Origin of the sequence: Flavobacterium sp. LPB0248, from assembly GCF_013388355.1 — a bacterium.
Classification (GTDB): domain Bacteria; phylum Bacteroidota; class Bacteroidia; order Flavobacteriales; family Flavobacteriaceae; genus Flavobacterium.
On record NZ_CP058246.1, the window covers coordinates 562,609 to 583,191 of the forward strand.

17 protein-coding genes are annotated in these 20,583 nt (G+C 33.9%); 2 read left to right on the forward strand and 15 right to left on the reverse strand.

Features of this window, described 5'->3' with window-relative positions; all coding sequences use genetic code 11:
• Positions 1-180 precede the first annotated feature (180 nt).
• From LPB248_RS02130 to clpB, 4 genes are all read right to left on the reverse strand, one after another.
• A complete protein-coding gene (locus LPB248_RS02130; protein ID WP_177209963.1) occupies positions 181-1,059 on the reverse strand; it encodes a DUF808 domain-containing protein in 879 nt (292 codons plus the stop codon).
• Between the two features lie 389 nt (positions 1,060-1,448).
• On the reverse strand, positions 1,449-2,489 hold the full coding sequence (locus tag LPB248_RS02135; protein WP_177209964.1) for a hypothetical protein: 1,041 nt from the start codon (positions 2,487-2,489) through the stop codon (positions 1,449-1,451).
• Positions 2,490-2,513: 24 nt separating this feature from the next.
• The gene (locus LPB248_RS02140; RefSeq protein ID WP_177209965.1) at positions 2,514-3,005 is read right to left on the reverse strand and encodes a T9SS type A sorting domain-containing protein; all 492 of its coding nucleotides are present in this window, start codon (positions 3,003-3,005) and stop codon (positions 2,514-2,516) included.
• 143 nt (positions 3,006-3,148) lie between these two features.
• Positions 3,149-5,746, reverse strand: a complete 2,598-nt coding sequence (gene clpB / locus LPB248_RS02145) for an ATP-dependent chaperone ClpB (RefSeq protein ID WP_177209966.1) — start codon at positions 5,744-5,746, stop codon at positions 3,149-3,151.
• A gap of 204 nt (positions 5,747-5,950) precedes the next feature.
• Here clpB and ytxJ point away from each other — a divergent pair, with 204 nt between their 5' ends.
• Positions 5,951-6,340 (forward strand): bacillithiol system redox-active protein YtxJ, encoded by a 390-nt coding sequence (ytxJ, locus tag LPB248_RS02150; protein WP_177209967.1) that lies wholly within the window; start codon positions 5,951-5,953, stop codon positions 6,338-6,340.
• A gap of 134 nt (positions 6,341-6,474) precedes the next feature.
• On the opposite strand, the gene LPB248_RS02155 is transcribed toward ytxJ, so the two are convergent.
• Together LPB248_RS02155 and LPB248_RS02160 are read right to left on the reverse strand one after the other, a co-directional pair.
• Positions 6,475-7,638, reverse strand: a complete 1,164-nt coding sequence (locus LPB248_RS02155; protein WP_177209968.1) for a hypothetical protein — start codon at positions 7,636-7,638, stop codon at positions 6,475-6,477.
• Entirely contained in the window at positions 7,635-8,636 is a 1,002-nt protein-coding gene (locus LPB248_RS02160) for a DUF2157 domain-containing protein (protein ID WP_177209969.1), read from the reverse strand. Before LPB248_RS02160 ends, LPB248_RS02155 begins: the two co-directional genes overlap by 4 nt.
• Positions 8,637-8,896: 260 nt before the next feature.
• Here LPB248_RS02160 and LPB248_RS02165 point away from each other — a divergent pair, with 260 nt between their 5' ends.
• Positions 8,897-10,213: a T9SS type A sorting domain-containing protein gene (locus LPB248_RS02165; protein WP_177209970.1), complete on the forward strand. Its 1,317-nt coding sequence runs from the start codon at positions 8,897-8,899 to the stop codon at positions 10,211-10,213.
• Positions 10,214-10,294: 81 nt separating this feature from the next.
• Here LPB248_RS02165 and argH read toward each other — a convergent pair whose 3' ends face one another.
• From argH to LPB248_RS02210, 9 genes are all read right to left on the reverse strand, one after another.
• A complete protein-coding gene (argH, locus tag LPB248_RS02170; protein ID WP_177209971.1) occupies positions 10,295-11,575 on the reverse strand; it encodes an argininosuccinate lyase in 1,281 nt (426 codons plus the stop codon).
• A gap of 140 nt (positions 11,576-11,715) precedes the next feature.
• Positions 11,716-12,786 carry a M20 family metallo-hydrolase gene (locus LPB248_RS02175; protein ID WP_177209972.1) on the reverse strand — a complete coding sequence of 357 codons (1,071 nt, stop codon included), beginning with the start codon at positions 12,784-12,786 and terminating at the stop codon, positions 11,716-11,718.
• A gap of 247 nt (positions 12,787-13,033) precedes the next feature.
• Complete coding sequence (argB, locus tag LPB248_RS02180; protein WP_177209973.1) at positions 13,034-13,807, reverse strand: acetylglutamate kinase; 774 nt, start codon at positions 13,805-13,807, stop codon at positions 13,034-13,036.
• Positions 13,808-13,910: 103 nt separating this feature from the next.
• Positions 13,911-14,858 (reverse strand): N-acetylornithine carbamoyltransferase, encoded by a 948-nt coding sequence (locus tag LPB248_RS02185; RefSeq protein WP_177209974.1) that lies wholly within the window; start codon positions 14,856-14,858, stop codon positions 13,911-13,913.
• 88 nt (positions 14,859-14,946) lie between these two features.
• Positions 14,947-15,708 carry a glutamate 5-kinase gene (gene proB, locus LPB248_RS02190; protein WP_177209975.1) on the reverse strand — a complete coding sequence of 254 codons (762 nt, stop codon included), beginning with the start codon at positions 15,706-15,708 and terminating at the stop codon, positions 14,947-14,949.
• Positions 15,709-15,806: 98 nt separating this feature from the next.
• Positions 15,807-17,000 carry a glutamate-5-semialdehyde dehydrogenase gene (locus LPB248_RS02195; RefSeq protein WP_177209976.1) on the reverse strand — a complete coding sequence of 398 codons (1,194 nt, stop codon included), beginning with the start codon at positions 16,998-17,000 and terminating at the stop codon, positions 15,807-15,809.
• A gap of 96 nt (positions 17,001-17,096) precedes the next feature.
• Positions 17,097-18,236: an aspartate aminotransferase family protein gene (locus tag LPB248_RS02200; RefSeq protein ID WP_177209977.1), complete on the reverse strand. Its 1,140-nt coding sequence runs from the start codon at positions 18,234-18,236 to the stop codon at positions 17,097-17,099.
• Positions 18,237-18,395: 159 nt separating this feature from the next.
• Complete coding sequence (argC, locus tag LPB248_RS02205) at positions 18,396-19,373, reverse strand: N-acetyl-gamma-glutamyl-phosphate reductase (RefSeq protein WP_177209978.1); 978 nt, start codon at positions 19,371-19,373, stop codon at positions 18,396-18,398.
• A complete protein-coding gene (locus LPB248_RS02210) occupies positions 19,366-20,559 on the reverse strand; it encodes an argininosuccinate synthase (protein WP_091496939.1) in 1,194 nt (397 codons plus the stop codon). Before LPB248_RS02210 ends, argC begins: the two co-directional genes overlap by 8 nt.
• Positions 20,560-20,583: the final 24 nt, after the last annotated feature.

Here is a 20,583-nt window from a genome sequence, read left to right on the forward strand (position 1 = left end):
AAAAACAAAAATAATATTAATCAACCCCAATAGAAACGGCATCTTTTTGCAGCAGTTTTGATGGCGATCCGGAACAAAAAATATGGTAGATAGAGAGCTTTTTGAAAATGAATCAATCTGCTCAAAAAAAAACATCAGCTGTGAGCTGATGTTTTCGTTAAAGTATATTTTAATGCAAATTTATGCTGTCTTCTTTTGAAAAATCTTTTTAAAGAGATTTACAATTGCCAAAACAATAAAACCCATTATAAGTCCAATTGCAAATTCTTTTACAATTGAAGGAAAGTTTGGCAATAGATGGTGAAAGAACTCGATGTTATGGACAAATAATCCACCAGCAACCAAAATCAACGCAATAGTTCCGATAATAGTTAGCGCTTTAATTACTTTTGGAAGTGCTTGAACCAATATATTTCCAACACTTTTTAAAAGACTTTTTTCCTTTTTACTGTGCTGAATCATCTTAAAACCTACTTCGTCCATACGAACAATAAGCGCTACGATTCCGTAAACTCCAACTGTAGCAATCAAAGCAATAATTGAAACAGTTATAATCTGTGATAACAATGGTTTCCCGATTACGGTTCCTAAAGCAATAATCACAATTTCGACAGATAAGATAAAATCGGTTACAATGGCAGATTTTACTTTTGTTTTTTCTACTGCTAAAATTTCTTCTTCAGTCAATACTTCATCAGTTATTCCTTCCGATTCTTCATGTTTGTGAGGAACAATAAACTCATAAATTTTTTCTGCTCCTTCATAAGCCAAAAATAACCCTCCAAGCACCAAAATTACCATAATTGCAATTGGAAAAAATGCACTTAACAAAAATGCAATTGGAAGAATGATAATTTTATTAAGTAAAGAACCTTTGCTGATTGCCCACAAAACTGGCAACTCTCGTGAAGATGCAAATCCAGAAGCTTTTTCTGCATTTACCGCTAAGTCGTCGCCAAGAATTCCAGCAGTTTTCTTTGCAGCAACTTTACTCATTACTGCAACATCATCCATAATTGCTGCGATATCATCTAATAGAACAAAAAAACCTGAAGCCATTTTTTAAATTTATTTTTAGTGATGCGAATCTAGACATTTTGACTTAATCTGCCCAATATTCCTGCATCAAAATTTATGATTTTTACAGGTAATTTCCTGTATTGCGGTTTTAGTTACATTGCCCTAATAGAACCCATAGAATAATAAAAACGATAATGGTTCCGAAGCATCCGCCTCCTAACTTTTTAGCGCCGTATCCTGCCAATAATCCTCTAAATATGTTATTCATGATTTCTATTTTTAATTAATAATTTAATGATTTTTATTAATTTAAAATTGGCTCTTTTTTAAAAATATCTCGTTATATGAATTGGGGAAAAAGTTTCAAAATTTTATACAAAAAGCATCAGCTAAAAAACTGATGCTTTTATTATGATTTCTTTTTTAAATTAATCGGTAGAAACACTGTTGCCTCTGTTTATTAAAGTTGCTTTATCAAGAATTCCTTGCCCTGTAGGAGGAGCAGGTGGATTTTGGCCTTGCAACTGAATATAACTTTGTGCAGCAGCAGGAATATTAAGTAATCTATGTAAAATTAAATTGACTTGTGAACTAGAAAGCGCATTTTTATTAAAATTGAGTGATAAACTTGTATCTGTAATAGATGCTAATAATGGTAAGTCAATAGTCGTGAGACTTGAATTATTTTGAAAATAAAGACCTTTACTAGAAGTTAAAACTGGAAATGAGATCGATACCAACGAGGGATTATTTAAAATACCTGTATCGTATGCATGTAATATTTTCAAAGCAGGAAATGTAGCTGAAGTTAGCACATCATTATTACCGACATCTAAATCATTATAAACCTCAATAAGATTACTTAAATTGAAGCTAACTAATTTTGAATTATTTTGGATCTTTAAGTTTACTAGTTTTTTTATTACACTCAAATCTATAGTTGTCAAATTTGTTGTACTAGTTACGTAGATATTTTCTGTATAAGGTCCAAATTCGGCAGATATCTGCGTTGCTGCCTCTGCATCTGTAACATCTCCGGTAATGATTATACTGGTTTTCCCTTTATTCGCACTACTTCCAGCATACAAAGCATAAGGAACGCTTAATAGCTGACTTGTACCACTAATTGTATAATTGGTTCCTCCTGTTGGGTCAATTTCTGTTTTAACAAAATGAGACCCCGCACCCCAATCAATTCCCGAAAATGTACCTGTAACTGGAGTTCCTCCCCCTATTTCTATTGTTGCTAATCCGTTTACGTTTGTTGTTGCGATTTGGGTTTCTACATAAGAAGCAACCCCTGTTAGTGAACCTTGCAAAATACTCGTTTTAATACCTATAACGGTATTTGCCAACAAAGTGCCATCTGTTTTGCGAATCACAGATTGATAATTCATTCTTTGTGGCGCTTGCGCGAATAAGGCTGTAAAAGAACTTAATAATAGTAATACCAGAGTAATTTTTTTCATATATTTTTCTACGGTTTTAGATTTCTATTTTTTAATAATTTTAAAAGTTTTTATTGCTTTAGAATTGTTATTTACTACAAGAAAATACACTCCCTTTGTTAATCCTTGCATAGAGACTTTTGTTTCTGACGAAGTAACATTTACAGCTTTTGCTATAATTCTCCCATTGATATCAAATAAATTATAGGATAAAACCCCAAATTTATCATTTACAACGATAAGATTTAGCTCATCGACAACAGGGTTAGGAAAAGCTGTCATCACTAAACTAATTTCATCAAATTTCTCATTACTGAGAGTCGCTATTTCATAAGGTTGCTGAATTCCCTCTTGTGCCGATCCACCACTTCCTTGCAATCGTACATCGGCAATTTGCCCTATTGAATAGCTTGCCGTTCCGCCTGCACCAGTGCCTTTTCCGCCAGTAACAACAATGCTTTCTTGCGCATTAGAATGAGTTACAAATAAAAAACTGGCAAAAACTAAAATTAAAAATGTTCTTTGGTTTCTTTTCATATATTTGATTTAATAGTTGATTCAAATATAGATTATTTCTTACGCAAAATAACCGTTAAAAAAGATTAAATCTCATTACATATTAACAAAAAAAGCACCAGCTTTGACACTGATGCTTTTTCAAGATTAACTAAAAAAAATAATTATTTAACTGTCTGGTTTCTAAAAACCAGTTTGCCATCGAAAGCATCTAATAAAATGATGCTGTCTGTTGTAATATTTCCTGCCAAAATCTCTTTTGACAATTGATTTAAAACTTCTCTTTGAACTACACGTTTTACAGGTCTTGCCCCAAAGTGCGGATCATAACCTTTGTCGGCCAAGTAAGCAATAGCTTCTGGAGTTGCATCCATTGTAATGCCCTGCAAAGCCAGCATTTTTGTAACACTCTTTAACTGTAAGTTTACGATTCTCGAGATATTCTCTACTGTAAGCGGTGTAAACATTACAATTTCATCGATACGGTTGATAAACTCAGGACGAACCGTTTGTTTTAACAATCCTAAAACTTCGTTTTTAGCTGCTTCTGTTGCTGCCTCAACACCTCCTTTTAGGTTTTCAAATTTCTCCTGGATGATATTACTTCCCATATTTGAGGTCATAATAATAATCGTATTTCTGAAATCTGCTAGGCGTCCTTTGTTGTCTGTCAAACGACCTTCATCTAGAACCTGCAATAAAATATTGAAAGTATCTGGATGCGCTTTTTCAATCTCGTCTAGCAACACAACAGAATAAGGTTTTCTACGAACAGCCTCTGTCAATTGACCTCCTTCATCATAACCTACATATCCTGGAGGTGCACCAACTAAACGGCTCACACTGTGGCGTTCTTGGTACTCACTCATATCAATACGAGTCATGGCGTTTTCATCATCAAAAAGATATTCAGCCAACGCTTTTGCTAGCTCCGTTTTACCAACTCCGGTTGTTCCTAAAAATAAGAATGAACCAACAGGTTTTTTCATATCCTGTAAACCGGCACGGCTTCTACGAACAGCATCACTCACTGCTTCTATCGCTTCTTCCTGACCTACTACACGTTTGTGCAATTCGTCTTCAAGGTGCAATAATTTTTCTCTTTCTGTCTGAAGCATTTTGGTTACTGGAATTCCAGTCCATTTTGCTACAACTTCTGCAATATCCTCTCTTGTTACTTCTTCTTTAATCAAAGAGTTTCCAGATTGAAATTCTAACAACTGTTTTTGCAGACTTTCCTGACGTTCTTGTGCTTCTTTTATTTTTCCATAACGAATCTCAGCTACTTTTCCATAATCACCTTCACGTTCTGCACGTTCCGCTTCGTATTTAAAGTCTTCAATTTCGTGTTTTACAGCCTGAATTCCGTCAACAATATCTTTTTCCTGTTTCCATTTTGCATAGATTTCGTTGCGCTCTTCTTTAAGGTTGGCTAATTCCATACCTAAAATTTTCAGCTTGCTTTCTTCCTTCTCACGTTTGATAGCTTCAATTTCAATTTCCAACTGCATGATTTTACGATCCAAAACATCTAATTCCTCTGGTTTCGAATTGATTTCCATACGTAATTTAGAAGCAGCTTCATCCATTAAGTCAATCGCCTTATCTGGTAGGAAACGATTGGTGATATATCTTTGCGAAAGCTCAACTGCAGCAATAATTGCCTCGTCTTTAATCTGAACTTTATGGTGTGTTTCGTATTTCTCTTTGATACCACGTAAGATTGAAATAGCACTTTCTGTATCTGGTTCATCGATAAGAACTTTCTGGAAACGTCTTTCAAGCGCTTTATCTTTTTCGAAATATTTTTGATATTCATCTAAAGTTGTAGCACCAATTGCTCTCAATTCTCCACGAGCTAAAGCTGGTTTCAAGATGTTAGCCGCATCCATTGCGCCTTCACCTCCACCCGCTCCTACAAGCGTATGAATCTCATCAATAAACAAAACTATATCTCCGTCTGCGGCGGTAACTTCTTTTACAACCGATTTCAGACGCTCCTCAAATTCTCCTTTATATTTCGCTCCGGCAATCAAAGCTCCCATATCAAGAGAAAAAACGATTTTATCTTTTAAGTTTTCTGGAACGTCGCCATCCACAATTCTATGTGCCAATCCTTCTGCAATTGCAGTTTTACCAACTCCAGGTTCCCCAATAAGCATTGGGTTGTTTTTTGTTCTACGAGTTAGAATCTGCAACACACGACGAATTTCTTCATCACGCCCAATAACTGGATCTAATTTTCCTGTACGAGCTAATTCGTTTAAGTTTTTAGCAAATTTATTAAGCGAATTATAGGTTTCTTCTGCCGAAGCCGAAGTTACTCTTTCGCCTTTTCTTAGTTCCTCAATAGCCGCTTTCAAACCTTTTCCTGTAACTCCCTGATCTTTTAAAATCTGAGAAACTTTACTTTTTGAGTCAAAAATGGCTAAAATTAAATGTTCGATCGAAACGTATTCGTCGTTCATTTTTTGTGCAATGATTTCAGCTTCATTCAAAGCTTTGTTCGCGTCTCGAGAAAGCATAACATCTCCTCCAGAAACTTTTGGAAAACTCTGAATTGTACTGTCTAAAATTTGCAAAAACAAAGGCACATTTACATTCAATTTTTTTAGAATAAATGGCGCCACGTTTTCATCAACTTCAAATATTGCTTTGAAAATGTGCTCATTTTCAATTTGCTGCCGGCCATTTCGTTGTGCTAACTGCTGAGACAACTGAATGGCTTCCTGCGATTTAATAGTAAACTTATTTATATTCATATCTTTTTGATTTTGACTGATTTAACCTTATAAATTAAATAGGATTAAAGTTACGATTTATTGAGGTAAATAGTTAACTCAAATAATTTAACTTTGTATTCTAATAGACAAATTATATTCCACAGTAAAAAAACAGACAAAATGACGGTTAAAATCAAGTTTTTATCGTTTTAACACGTCAAAAAGTCACAAAGTAAGCCAAATATGAGTTTTTTTAATTCAATCTTCGGAAGTTCAGAGAACTCAGAAGCAGCAAAAAGTAAAGTTAACTGGACAGAATTAACAGATATTCTTCAATTAATGGAAATTGAAGCCATTTCAAATGAGAAACCAGTTGTAATTTTCAAACATAGCACAAGATGTAGTATTAGCCGAATGGCCTTAAAACAATTTGAAAGAGAATTTGATCTTGAGGGTGTTGTTGATGCGTACTTTTTGGACTTGATCGCACATAGAGACGTTTCAAATGAAATTGCCAGCAGATTTGGAGTATATCACGAATCTCCACAATTGATTTTAATCAAAAACGGAAAAGCAGTTTACGATGTTTCGCACAGTGATATTGATGCAGAAGCATTGAAGAGTAAGATCTAAGTTATGAGTTAATTACTTAAACTAAACAAAATTAAAAGCCTGAAACTATACAAATAATTTCAGGCTTTTGATTTTTTACGTCAACTTTAAATTTTAATCCAAATTAGCGCTCAACTCATAATTCATAATTAAACTTAAAAACTTCCCTCAGAGCCTCCTCCGCTGAAACCTCCTCCTCCAAATTCCATTGGAGAATCTGTTTTAACTCCTGGTTTCATACCGAAAGTTGAAGCTACCACTAAAGCTTCTGCATTTAATAAACTGTCAGAATGATTGATTCTATCTGGCTTAAAGGTTAATCCGCTCTCTTTTTCTTTTAATTTTTTAATTGAAAAATAAGCTATTGCAAATAGAATTATCCCTCCTAATGTAAGCGCAACTTCAATTGGCAAAACGGAATGATAAAATCTAATCGTATAAATTGAAAATGCGATCGCTAAAAAACTCAACCAAAGCATTATTCTATCTTTTGTTTTTATAGCTTGCCCCAAATAAACAATTGGAACAATGAAAGTAAAAGCATAGAAGAAATAAGCAAACGGAATGTCGGTTCCAGGTTTCACTTCTACTCCTAAAAGCTCTGCAGAAAGTTCTCTTACCACCAGATAATTGCAAGAAAGATAAAATAACACCAAACAAAAACTATTAGCTAACAAAAGTCCATTGTAGTAATAACTTTCGTTTAAACGATTCATCCTTTTTTTTGTCAAGAAATAAAATACAGCCGCAAAAATCATTGCTATAAATGGCAAAATTGCTTTTCCTATATCTCCAAATTCAAACATTCCATAAAACAAAAAAGCAGTTGCTGAAAGGCAAAACATAAGCATTGACAGCACATGCAAATACCTTAGAAACATAAAAAGCGCTCCAATTGTAACAAAAAAAGCAATTACCATTTCGTACCCTTCTGTTGTTATTCCTATTGCTGCGCCTAAGCATAACAGTGCATTCAATATAAAAGCATCATCTAAACCGTGATTATGAAAATTTTGATTTGCAAGCAATTCTGCTCCAACAAATCCCACTGTAGCAAAAATGTAACAGCAGATCTGAAAAAATGTATTCTCAGCGCTTAGTCCAAACAAAGAAATTGCGCCGCAAACCGAAAGATATAACAAGCAACCAAGTAAAAAGAATCCTATTCTAACTAAAATATTACTTTGGCTTTTTAAAACTGGTAATTCCTTTTCTATAAATTTCTTCTGATCTTTACTTATAAAACCACCTTGAAATAAAGCATCTGCTTCATCTGTTAAAGCCTCATTATCTAATAATTGTTTGTTGTATACTATCATTCTGCAATAACTTTATGGAAGTTTTTAATTAATTTAATAAACATTACAATTGATCCAATGAAATATGCTGGCAATAGAAAAATAAGTAATTCCCAAATATCAGAGAAATCAACGTTTTCAAAAATTCTAAACAAAACAATATTTCCGCCGATGTAAGCATACACAATCATAAATACATATAAAGACATTGCTTTATATTCGTAGCTGGCTTTATAAAAATAATATGTTGAACCAGCTAAAATCAAAGCAAATATTATCCATGTTAAAGTATCATAACCTGTCAAATTACTAATCGAAGCGATACTTACAATATGCAATGCGAAAGTCAGGAAAACCAAGCTAAAGTGCGTTTTGAGCGAAATTCTACGGCTGTAAATCGTCCACAAAACCAGCAAAACCCCTAACATTACGGCAGAATAACTCAAACTTTGGCTAGCGTACAAATTATTGCTGTCATTAAATATATCCTGTGGTGTAACCGAAAGTCCCACATACGCCGCTAAACCTGTAACAGCAATAGTCAAGACACTTCTATTATCAAAATAATAAGCGCAAAAGAAACTTACTATTGTTGGGATTAAAGTAGCCAATCCGTAGTGATCTCCAAAAGGTTTATATTGAAATTGCAGATATCCGATAAAGATACAAGTCAGAATATTTCCTGCCAAAACCAGATATTCTAAAACCGGATGTTCAAAAGTAACTTCGCCTTTCTGGAAACCTTTAGAATATTTGAAACAATAGAAAAAACAAACTGCAATAACTATTAAAAGCAATGCTAGAATGGCGATATGTCCAATTGTATCAATATTTTCATAAATCAGAATTCCAATTCCTGAAGTAAATAACAATATTGATAAATAAAGGAATAACTTTAATTCTGCATTTAACGAAAAGATATTTAGATTTCGATAGGTCTTAACTTCTTCGAATTGATTTTCTGTAATCAAACCTTTCTCAAAAAGATCTAAGGTAGAATGTTCATTGAATTTTTTCATTGATATGTTTTAAACTGGCATATCAAATATAGGTATTTAGCATGAAAATTCTGCTTTTAATTTTAAAACCTTTTTCTGTTTTCTAAAACATTATCGTAGATCGTTTTACGAATTAATAATGTAAAAACAACATTTACAATTCTAAAAATCAAAAGTTTAAAACATAAATATTTAATAAATTAATTTGAAATTATTTTAATTCTTTTACATTTGTGCAATCGATTACATTAACTATTGAAACCACAAAAACCACGCTTAAAATGAAAACAAAACTTATTTTATTAGCATTGCTTCTGCCTTACTCCTTTTTGTTTGCTCAAAATTATTATATGAGCGCTCCGGAAGGATTTGGTGCATCTGCAACTGGCGGAGGAGCCGCAACTCCTGTTACTGTAACAAATTTGACTGATTTAACAGCAAAATTAAAATTAACCACTCCACAAGTAATATTGGTCTCGGGAACCATAAATTGCACGTACACCAGTCTTCAAGTAAATGACAAAACTATTATCGGACTTCCTGGTGCTCGTTTGGTCAATCTGGATCAAACTGCAGCTGGTTCAGGAATTTTAAATCTTAAACCTGGTTCAAATAATATTATCATCAGAAATTTATTTTTTGAAGGCCCAGGTGCTTACGATGTTGACGGACGCGATAATCTTACTTCAGAAGCGACTAATATTTGGGTCGACCATTGTGAATTTCAGGACGGAATGGACGGAAATTTTGACAACAAGGGTGCTGCTGATAACGTAACGGTTTCTTGGTGTAAATTTATTTATTTGAAATCGCCAAAAGCAGGAGGATCTGGTGGAGCCGATGACCACCGTTTTTCTGACTTAGTAGGTTCTTCTAAAACCGATGCTCCTTCTGACGGACATTATAGCATTACTTTTAAAAACTGTTATTGGGCAGAAGGCTGTAAAGAAAGAATGCCAAGAGCCAGAAATGCTGAACTTCATATTTTGAATTGCTATTATAACACTTCTGTATCTGGTTCACTAGCAATTGGTTTAGGCGGCGGAAGCAATAATACAACTTGTTACGTAGAAGGGACTGATTTTGCTAAAATCGGAACTACCTTTAAAAATTACGTGAGTACTGACGGTGGTACAATCGGAATTGCTTTTACAGATTGTTTGAATGCTCCAACCAATTCAGGAACAACTGTAACAAAACCTTCATACACGTATAGCGTTTTGCCTATCGCTAATGTTGCGGGATATATTTCGAACGCTTCATGCGGTGCTGGTGCAACGCTTCAGGTTACCGCTCAAGGTGCCGTATCTACAAGCTGCAATAATTTAGGACTAAACAACAATGCAAATAATCTGGATTTAAAGTATTATCCTTCAATTATAAATCGTTTGTTAAATATTGATTTTTCAAGCTCTGATAATGGTTTAGCTGAAGTGAATTTGTTCTCTTCTAATGGATCAAAAATATATTCACATTCCCAAAATGTTTCTTCAGATGAAAAATTAGAATTAAACGTCGGAAATCTTGCAAAAGGCATTTATGTATGCAAAGTTCAAATAGACAACAGAAGCAAAACTTTTAAACTCGTAAAAAACTAAATTTACTTTATAAAAAAGGTCATTGAAATAATCAATGACCTTTTACATTTTACTGCTTACTTTTTACATTTCACTAAAACATTAAAAAGTAGCTTTCATTTTATCTTTAATCGCATCCAAGCATAAATTATTGATGCTTCCTTCATGCGTATGTTTGGTTTGTTTTGGAGATTGGTACGTTCCCGCTTCCAATTGTTCTGCAACCGCTTTATAAGCATCTCTAAACGGCATTCCAGCTACAACCATTTCGTTTAAAGTATCTACCGTAAACAAATAATCGTATTTTTTATCTTCTAAAATATGATCTTTAACCGTAATATCTTTTATTGAAAATATAGCAATATCCAAACAAGCTTTTAGGTTCTGAATCGCTGGAAATAAACCTTCTTTTAAAAGCTGTAAATCCCTGTGATAACCGCTTGGAAGATTATTGGTAATTAAAGTGATTTCGTAAGGAAGCGCTTGAATCTTGTTACATTTTCCTCTGATTAATTCGAAAACATCCGGGTTTTTCTTATGAGGCATAATGCTCGAACCTGTTGTAAGGTGTGCCGGAAGACCAATAAAATCAAAGTTCTGACTCATATACAAACAAACGTCCATTGCAAACTTTGACAATGTTCCTGCTACACTTGTCATAGCAAAAGCAACGGTTTTCTCTGCTTTTCCACGACTCATTTGTGCGGCAACGGCATTATATTTTAAAGTCTCAAAACCTAATTCTTTCGTTGTAAAGCTTCTATTGATTGGAAATGAACTTCCATAACCCGCAGCAGAACCTAACGGATTCTGATCTACAATTTTTGAAGCTGCGTTTAACATTGTAATATCATCAATTAAGCTTTCTGCATAAGCAGAAAACCACATTCCGAAAGATGATGGCATTGCAATTTGTAAATGTGTATAACCTGGCAATAATACATTTTGATGTTTTTCTGCCGATTCCATCAACAAGTCAAACAAAGTTTTTACTTGTTCTTTTATTGCTTTTAACTCATCTTTCAAATACAAATGAACGTCTACTAAAACCTGATCATTACGAGAACGCGCCGTATGGATTTTCTTTCCTGCATCGCCAAGTTTTACGGTTAGAAGATATTCGATTTTAGAATGTACATCTTCAAAACTGTCTTCGATTTCGAAATTTCCAACTACAATATCTGCGATAATTTCGTTTAAAGCATCAACTAAAGATGTTGTTTCTTCTTGAGTTAATAAACCGATCTGTCCCAACATTTTAGCGTGTGCAATTGAACCTAAAGCGTCGTATTTTGCTAAAACTAAATCCAGTTCACGATCATTTCCAACTGTGAATTGTTCGATTTGTTTATCTGTTGGTATTCCTTTTTCCCAAAGTTTCATAGGTACTATTTTTTTTCGCCACGAATTCACGAATTATTTTTGATAATCTTTGCGATTATTTTTTTCGAATTAATTCGAATTAATATCTCATTTAGATAGTAAAAAATTAATTCGTGAATTCGTGGCGGTTTTTTCTTTTCTTATAATTTAAAGAAATCAGTTAGTATTTTGATATACAGGTCGACTCCTTCTACAATTTCATTTACAAAAATAAATTCGTCTGCTGAATGCGAACGCAATGTTTCTCCTGGTCCTAATTTTAAAGACTGACAGCTCAAAACGGATTGATCTGAAAGTGTTGGCGAACCATACGTTGTTCTTCCTAATGCGATTCCAGCCTGAACCAAACCGTGCGAAACTGGAATAGACGATGCGTTTAAATGCATGGATCTAGGAGTTACTTCAGCATTTACGTTTGCTTTCACCACTTCTAAAATTTCAGCATTTGTATAACGATCTGTTACTCGGATATCTACAACCAAATCACATTCTGACGGAACGACATTGTGCTGTTTTCCTGCATTAATCTGCGTTACAGTCATTTTTACAGGACCTAAAACATCAGAGATTTTGTCGAATTTATAGTTTTTAAACCATTCCATTACTGGAATTGATTTGTATAAAGCGTTGTCGTCATTTTGATGTGCGGCATGACTTGCAGTTCCTTTTACTTTTACGTCTAAAACTAGCAATCCTTTTTCCGCAACTGCTAACTGCATTAAAGTTGGTTCACCTACAATAGCACAATCTAATTCTGGTAAGCTTTTTAAAACGCTATTTAAACCATTTTTCCCACTGCTTTCTTCTTCTGCTGAAGCTACAATTACAATATTATGAGAAAGGTTTTGATTTTCGTAAAAATGTACAAAAGTTGCTAATAACGAAACTAAGCATCCTCCTGCGTCGTTACTTCCTAAACCATATAATTTTCCGTCTTTTTCAATTGCTTTGAAGGGATCGTTTGTGTACGCCTGATTTGGACGAACGGTATCGTGATGTGAATTTAGTAAAAGTGTTGGTTTATTCTCGTCGAAATATTTGTTGAAAGCCCACACATTGTTGTTTTCTCTCTTGAAAGGAATTTCATTCTGATTGAACCAATTTTCGATTAAAAGAGCTGTTTGGTCTTCTTCACTTGAAAATGAAGGAGTTTCGATTAAGCTTTTTAATAAACTAATTGCTTCCTGGGTAAGCGTATCTATATTTTTCATTTTAATAAGGTTCAAAGGCTCAAAGGGGCAAAGCAACAAAGTTTTTGAGCTTTCCTTTGACCATTTTTACTTGCGCAAATTTATTTAAAATACCTCGTGCGCTCTATTTTTTTGCCACTAATTACACGGATTTTCAAACATTATTTTTTTATCACAGATTTAAAATCAAAATAAACTTTTTGATGTATATCTAAAATTATTTTCTCTTTTAACAGCAAAAATTAATGTCAATTCGTGGCAACATTTTTTATAATGTAATCGTTGTATGCGGAATATCTGAATTCTGGAGCATTCTGTGATGTCCAATTTTGATTTTCTGTACGCCTCTTGATAGACTATTGAAACAGTTATCCAGTTTTGGAATCATTCCAGAATGGATTACTTTTTCTTCTTTTAGTTTATTATATAATGTTTCGTTGATTTCAGCAATTACAGATGAATCGTCTTCTGAATCCATTAAAACACCTTGTTTTTCAAAACAATAGGTTAGCGTAACATCAAAAACTTCAGATAATGCAATTGATAATTCGCTCGCAATCGTATCAGCATTGGTATTTAGTAATTGTCCATTTTTGTCGTGTGTAATCGCACAGAAAACGGGAACAACTCCAGCTTCTAATAAAGTTGCCAGTAATTTGGTGTTGACTTGTTTTACGTCGCCTACAAATCCGTAATCTATTGTTGGGTGATTTCTTTTTGTTGACTGAATTAAATTCCCATCAGCTCCAGAAAAACCAATTGCGTTATTGTCTTTTGACTGCAATTGAGCAACAATATGTTTGTTGATTTGTCCGGCGTAAATCATGACCACAACATCTAACATTGGAGCATCTGTAATTCGGCGTCCGTCAATCATCTGCGGAACCAAACCAATACTCTGCGCCATTTTTGTAGCCGACTTTCCGCCACCGTGAACTAAAACTTTATGGCCTTCGATTTTAGAAAAATCGGTTAAAAATTGTTCTAATTCTACTGGATTGTCGATGATGTTTCCACCTATTTTTATTACTGATACGTTCATTATCTTTAAGGTTCAGAGGCTCAGAGTTACAAAGGTGCAAAGGTTTTTCGCAAAGTTTTTAAACCTCTGCACCTTTGTAACTTTGTAACTTTGAACCTTAAATTTATATCTTCTTAAGAATCTTTTGTAAAACTAATTGTGCTGAATACGTTCTATTGTTCGCTTGTTCGATTACGATTGAATTTTCTCCGTCTAAAACTTCGTCACTTACAATTACGTTACGACGAACCGGAAGACAGTGCATGAATTTTCCGTTATTGGTTAAAGCCATTTTTTCTGCCGTAACGGTCCAATTTGGATCGCTGTTGGTTACTTTTCCGTAATCGTTGAAGTTGCTCCAGTTTTTTACGTAAACAAAATCGGCATTTTCAAAAGCCTTGTTTTGATCGTATTCAATTGTGCAGTCTTTTGTAATTTCTGGACTTAGTTCATAACCTTCTGGATGTGTGATTACAAAATCCATATCTTTTTGCATCTGCATCATTTCTACAAATGAATTCGCAACTGCCTGAGGCAAAGCTTTTGGGTGCGGCGCCCAAGAAAGAACCACTTTTGGTTTGTGTTTCGTTTTGAATTCTTCCATTGTAATGGCATCTGCTAAAGACTGCAATGGATGACGTACAGCGCTTTCCATGTTTACGATTGGTACTGTAGCGTATTTCAAAAATCCTGAAATTACAGTTTCCTGATAATCTTTTTCTTTGTCTACCAAACCTGCAAAAGCACGAATCGCGATAATATCACAGTATTGAGAAACTACTTCTGCGGCTTCTTTTATGTGTTCTGAAGCCCCAGAATTCATAACCGCTCCATCTTCAAATTCTAATGTCCATCCTTCATTGGTAAAATTCATTACCATAACGTTCATTCCTAAATTCATTGCCGCTTTTTGAGTACTCAAACGCGTTCTTAAACTCGGATTGAAAAATAACATTCCCAGAGTTTTATTCTTTCCTAAACTCTGATTTTTAAGCGGATTCTTTTTGATTTTAATCGCTTGTTTTACCCATTTTGATAATGAGTTGATGTCTTTTATTGAGATATAGTTCATTTGTTTTCTTTATTAATTTAGATAATGTGATAATTAGAAAATTTGATAATTGTGCATTATCTAATTAACTAATTTTCTAATTGACTCATTAGATTATTTTAGTAAATTCAATTTCATCCTTTAGTGCCTTCAAAATAAAATTATCATTCAGTCCATTTACAATCCAGGTTTCGATATTTGCTGCTTTTGAAATTGCGGCTGCTTCTATTTTAGACTGCATTCCTCCTGTTCCGTGCGATGATTTCGATTCACCGATTTCCTTTTCAAGCGACTTCAAATCATTTACCAATTTAATTGTTTGAGGAACTTCATTATGAATAGAATCTTTAGTGTAAATTCCGTTTGTATTGGTCGCAATAATTAGAATATCGACATTTAAAAGAACCGCTGTTAAAGCTGCTAACTTATCATTATCTCCAAACCGAATCTCATCTGTTGCAACGGTATCATTTTCATTAATAATCGGAATGTAATTATTCTTAACTAATACATTAATGGTATTTACAATGTTCTTTTTGGTTTGTTCTTTTTCAAAATCAGAATAAGAAAGCAAACACTGCGAAGTGTTTAAGCCTAAATCCTTAAAATTTTCATTGTAAATCCGCATTAAATGAGGCTGCCCGATTGAAGCTAAAGCTTGCTTTACAAAAACATCTTTATCCTGATTATCCAGCTTTACAAACTGTTTCGCTGCTGCAATTGCTCCTGAACTCACTATTATAAATTCATACTCATCATTTAAAGCCGCAATCTGTATTCCTAGGTCTTCAATCTTTCCCCTCGAAATATGATTGGTTTCTTTGGTTAAAGTATTACTTCCTATTTTTAATAAAATCCGTTTTTTTGTCATTTTATTTAAAGATACTGAGGTTCTAAGATGCTGAGATTCTAAGTTTTTTTTTAGAATTTTCTAATTATCTAATTGCCTCAATTTTCATGTTATCTCAATTACCTAATTTGCCCTTCTCCATACACGTACCATTTATTGGTTACGAGATGTTGAAGACCGATTGGACCTCTTTGGTGCAGTTTATCGGTACTTATTGCTAATTCACCACCAAGTCCGAATTGTCCGCCATCTGTGAATCTGGTTGATGCATTTTGGTAAACTGCTGCCGCATCTATCGATTCCATAAACTGCTGCGCAACTTCATCATTTCTTGTAATAATTGCTGCTGAGTGCCCTCCACAGTATTTATTGATCATATCAATAGCATGTTCCTGAGAATCTATAGTTCCTATTACGATTTTATAATCCAGAAATTCTTCGTACCAAATATCTTCGTTTTGAATCGTTTTGGTATTTTCGAAATATTCTAACGATTTATCTACAATCACTTCAACTTTTGATTCTATTAACTCTTCAATCAACATCGCTGTGAAGCCTTCAAAATTGGGTAGTTTAGTGTCTATTAAAACTTTATCTAAAGCATTACAAGCCGAAATTTTAGATGTTTTAGCATTTAAAATTACCTTTAAAGCCAAATCTGTATCAGCATCTTTATGAACATAGACAAAATTGTTTCCACGTCCACTAACGATTACCGGACAAGTTGCATGCGCTTTTACAAACTCAATTAGTTTTTCTCCGCCTCTAGGAACTATTAAATCAACTTTTTGAGTTGGTTTTTCTAAGAATGTCTGAGTCTCTGTTCTGTTGTAATTCAGATATTCCACCCAGTCTTTTGAAACTCCGTTTTCTTCTAGAGCTTTATGCCAAAGACTTACGATTTTCAAATTTGATTTTAAAGATTCTTTTCCTCCCTTTAATAAAATTTTATTTCCGGATTTAAAAGCAATTCCGCCCGCTTCAATGGTAACATCTGGACGGGATTCATAAATAATTAAAATCGTTCCGAAAGCAGCGGTTTTATTGACCACTTTTATTCCATTATCATGAGTAAAATGAAAACGCTCAACGCCAACGGGATCTTCCTGAGAAGCTAGTTGGTTTAATGATAAAATCATCTCATCTACTTTTTTATCATCTACTTTTAAGCGTTCTTCCATTGCTAAATCTGAGCCGTCGTAATCGGCAAGATCTTCCTGATTAGTCAAGATTATCTCATTCCGCTCCTGCTCAACCAGCTTTGCCATAGTCCGCAAAACCGCATTGCGTGTTTCAATTGATAATGGTTTCATAATTTCAAGTGGGTTGGTTGTTTTTTGGTTGTTTCTTTATATAGAAACTTATTGATACCTAACAGGTTTTAGAAACCTGTTAGGATAATTGCGTGTTTAGTTTTTTAATTCTTCTAAACTTTCTTTTAAAGCTTTTACAAACGTATCGATATCTGCTTTTTTGACAGTTAAAGGCGGTAAAATTCTTAATAGATTTTTATTGTTTGCGCTTCCTGTAAAAATGTGTTTTTCGATGATTAATTTCTTTCTTAAAGCTGCAACATCAAAATCAAACTCTACTCCAAGCATTAAGCCTTTTCCTTTTACTTGTTTGATTCCGTCAACTTCTTTGATTTTTTCTAAGAAATATTCATAAACTTCGTTTACATTTTTTTGTAAATCCAGTTTTTCAATTACATCCAAAACTGCAATTCCTGCAGCACAAGATAAATGACTTCCGCCGAAAGTAGTTCCTAATAATCCGAAACTTGCTTCGAATTTTGGAGAAATTAAGATCGCTCCAACAGGAAAACCGTTCCCCATTCCTTTAGCAACTGAAATAATATCAGCGTTGATTCCGTGATGTTGGAAAGCGAAGAATTTCCCGCTTCTTCCGTATCCCGATTGTACTTCGTCTAAAATTAAAACAACATCATATTTTTTACAAGCTTTTTCTAAAGCCTGGAAAAACTCAGTTGTTCCCTGATCTAAACCTCCAACTCCTTGAATTCCTTCAATAATTACAGCAGTAACATCTCCTTTTGCTAACTCAGCTTCAACTAATTCGATTTGGTTTAATGGTAAAAAAGTAACTACTTGCTGTGCATTTATTGGTGCAACTATTTTTTTGTTATCAGTAACCGCAACCGCTGCAGAAGTTCTTCCGTGAAAAGAATTATCAAAAGCTACAACTCTTGATTTTCCATTATGGAAAGAAGCTAGTTTTAAAGCATTTTCATTGGCTTCAGCACCAGAACTGCATAAAAACAATTCGTAATCTTCAAGACCAGAAAGCTTTCCTAATTTCTGAGCCAATTCTACCTGCAAAGGATTCTGAATGGCATTTGAATAAAAACCTAAGTTATCTATCTGATTCTTTAATTTTGCTACATAATCCGGTTGTGTGTGTCCAATAGAAATCACACCATGTCCGCTGTATAAATCTAAATATTCTACTCCTTTGTCGTCAATAATTGTACAATCTACTGCTTTTACTGGAGTAATATCATATAATGGGTAAACGTTGAATAAGTTCATTTGTGTTTTGTTTATTTTGTTTCAGGTTTCATGTTTCAAGTTACTCACTGAACGTGAAAACTAAAACTTCAAACCTTAAAACTAGTTATGTTTCTTCGTATCTATTTCAAGTAACGTACAGAACGTGAAACCTGAAACTTGAAACTTGAAACTAAAAAATTAAAATCCGCTTGGTTTCAAATGTAAACCTGTGGTTTCTTCTAAACCGAACATTAAATTCATGTTTTGAATCGCTTGTCCTGAAGCACCTTTGGTTAAGTTATCGATAATTGATGTTATGAGAACCCGGTTTCCTTTTTTCAATAAACTAATAATACATTTATTCGTTTGCACCACCTGTTTCATGTTGATGTTTGTTGTGGTAACGGTTACGAAAGGCTCGTTTTTATAGAAATCCTCGTATTTAGCAACCAATTGCTCCAAACTATCATCGCATAATGTATAAAGCGTTGCAAAAATTCCTCTTGGAAAATCTCCTCTATTCGGAATGAAAAGCAATTCGCTGTCAAAATCGTCTTGCAACTGAACTAAGCTTTCTGAAATCTCTCCTAAATGCTGGTGTTCAAAAGCTTTGTAATGCGACATATTATTGTTTCTCCAGCTGAAATGAGAAGTTTCTGAAAGACTTACTCCTGCTCCTGTGCTTCCAGTTGTTGCATTAATATGAACATCATTATTCAGCAAATTATGTTTTGCTAAAGGCAATAATGCCAATTGAATAGCAGTTGCAAAACAGCCTGGATTTGCAATATAATTTGTCTTTTTGATCTCGGCTTTATTAATTTCAGGCAATCCGTAAACAAAATCTTTTCCTTCAAAATGAGCGTCTTTATTCAATCTGAAATCATTTCCTAAATCGATGATTTTGGTATGGCTTGCAAACTGATTTTCTTTCAAAAATGAAATCGATTTTCCGTGACCTAAACACAAGAAAACAACATTCACATTTGGATTGATTTCAGCTGTGAAATTCATTTCAATATCGCCCATCAAATCGTGGTGCGCTACAGAAAGCGGTTTCCCAGCGTTTGTTGTACTGTAAACAAAATCGATGTTTACTTTGGGATGATACATTAAAATTCTGATGAGTTCTCCAGCCGTGTAGCCCGAACCACCAATAATTCCGACATTAATCATGATCTAATTTGTTTACAGATGAGAATATGTTTTGTGCATTTCCTAAAATCTTAATAAATCCTTTTGCATCGTCAGATGTCCAAGCATTGTTCATTTCTCCGTATTGACCGAAACCTGTGTTCATTAAATCATTTTCAGATTCAATTCCGTCAAGTGAAAAATGGTATGGTTTTAATGAAACTGTTACGGTTCCATTTACTGTTTTTTGTGTGTCTTGCAAGAAAGTTTCGATGTTTCTCATTACTGGGTCTAAGAATTGACCTTCGTGGAACAACATTCCGTACCAGTTCCCTAATTGTTCTTTCCAATATTGTTGCCATTTTCCAAGAGTGTGTTTCTCTAATAAATGGTGCGCTTTGATAATAATTAACGGAGCAGCAGCTTCAAAACCAACTCTTCCTTTAATTCCAATAATAGTATCTCCAACGTGAATATCTCTACCAATCGCGTAAGCACTTGCTAGTTTTTCTAGAGCTACAATATTGTTTGATGGTTTATCTGTTTTTCCGTTTAAACCAACTAATTCTCCTTGCTCAAAATGAAGCGTTACTTTTTCTTCACCATCTTTTTGTAATTGTGATGGATATGCTTCACTTGGCAATGGCTGACTTGAAGTTAAAGTTTCTTTTCCTCCAACGCTTGTTCCCCAAAGTCCTTTATTGATAGAATATTGTGCTTTTTCCCAAGAATAGTGAACTCCGTTTTGAGCTAAATAATCAACTTCTTCTTGTCTTGATAATTTTAAATCTCTGATTGGAGTAATAATTTCGATTTCTGGAGCAATAGTTTGGAAAATCAAATCGAAACGAATTTGATCATTTCCTGCACCAGTACTTCCGTGAGCGATTGCAGTAGCTCCTACTTTTTTCGCATATTTTATAGCTTCAATTGCTTGAAAAACACGTTCCGCACTTACTGATAATGGATATGTGTTATTTTTTAATACGTTTCCGAAAATCAAGTATTTGATAGCTTTATCGTAATATTTATCTAAAATTGTTAAGTTGGCGTGTTGTGCACTTCCTAACTCGTAAGCTCTTTTTTCAATAGCTGTTAATTCTTCAGCAGAAAATCCTCCTGTGTCAACAAGAACAGTGTGAACTTCGTATCCTTTTTCATTTTTTAAATATTTCAAACAATACGAGGTATCTAATCCTCCGCTATAAGCTAATACTACTTTTTTCATTTTTTATAATTTTGGCTAATACTT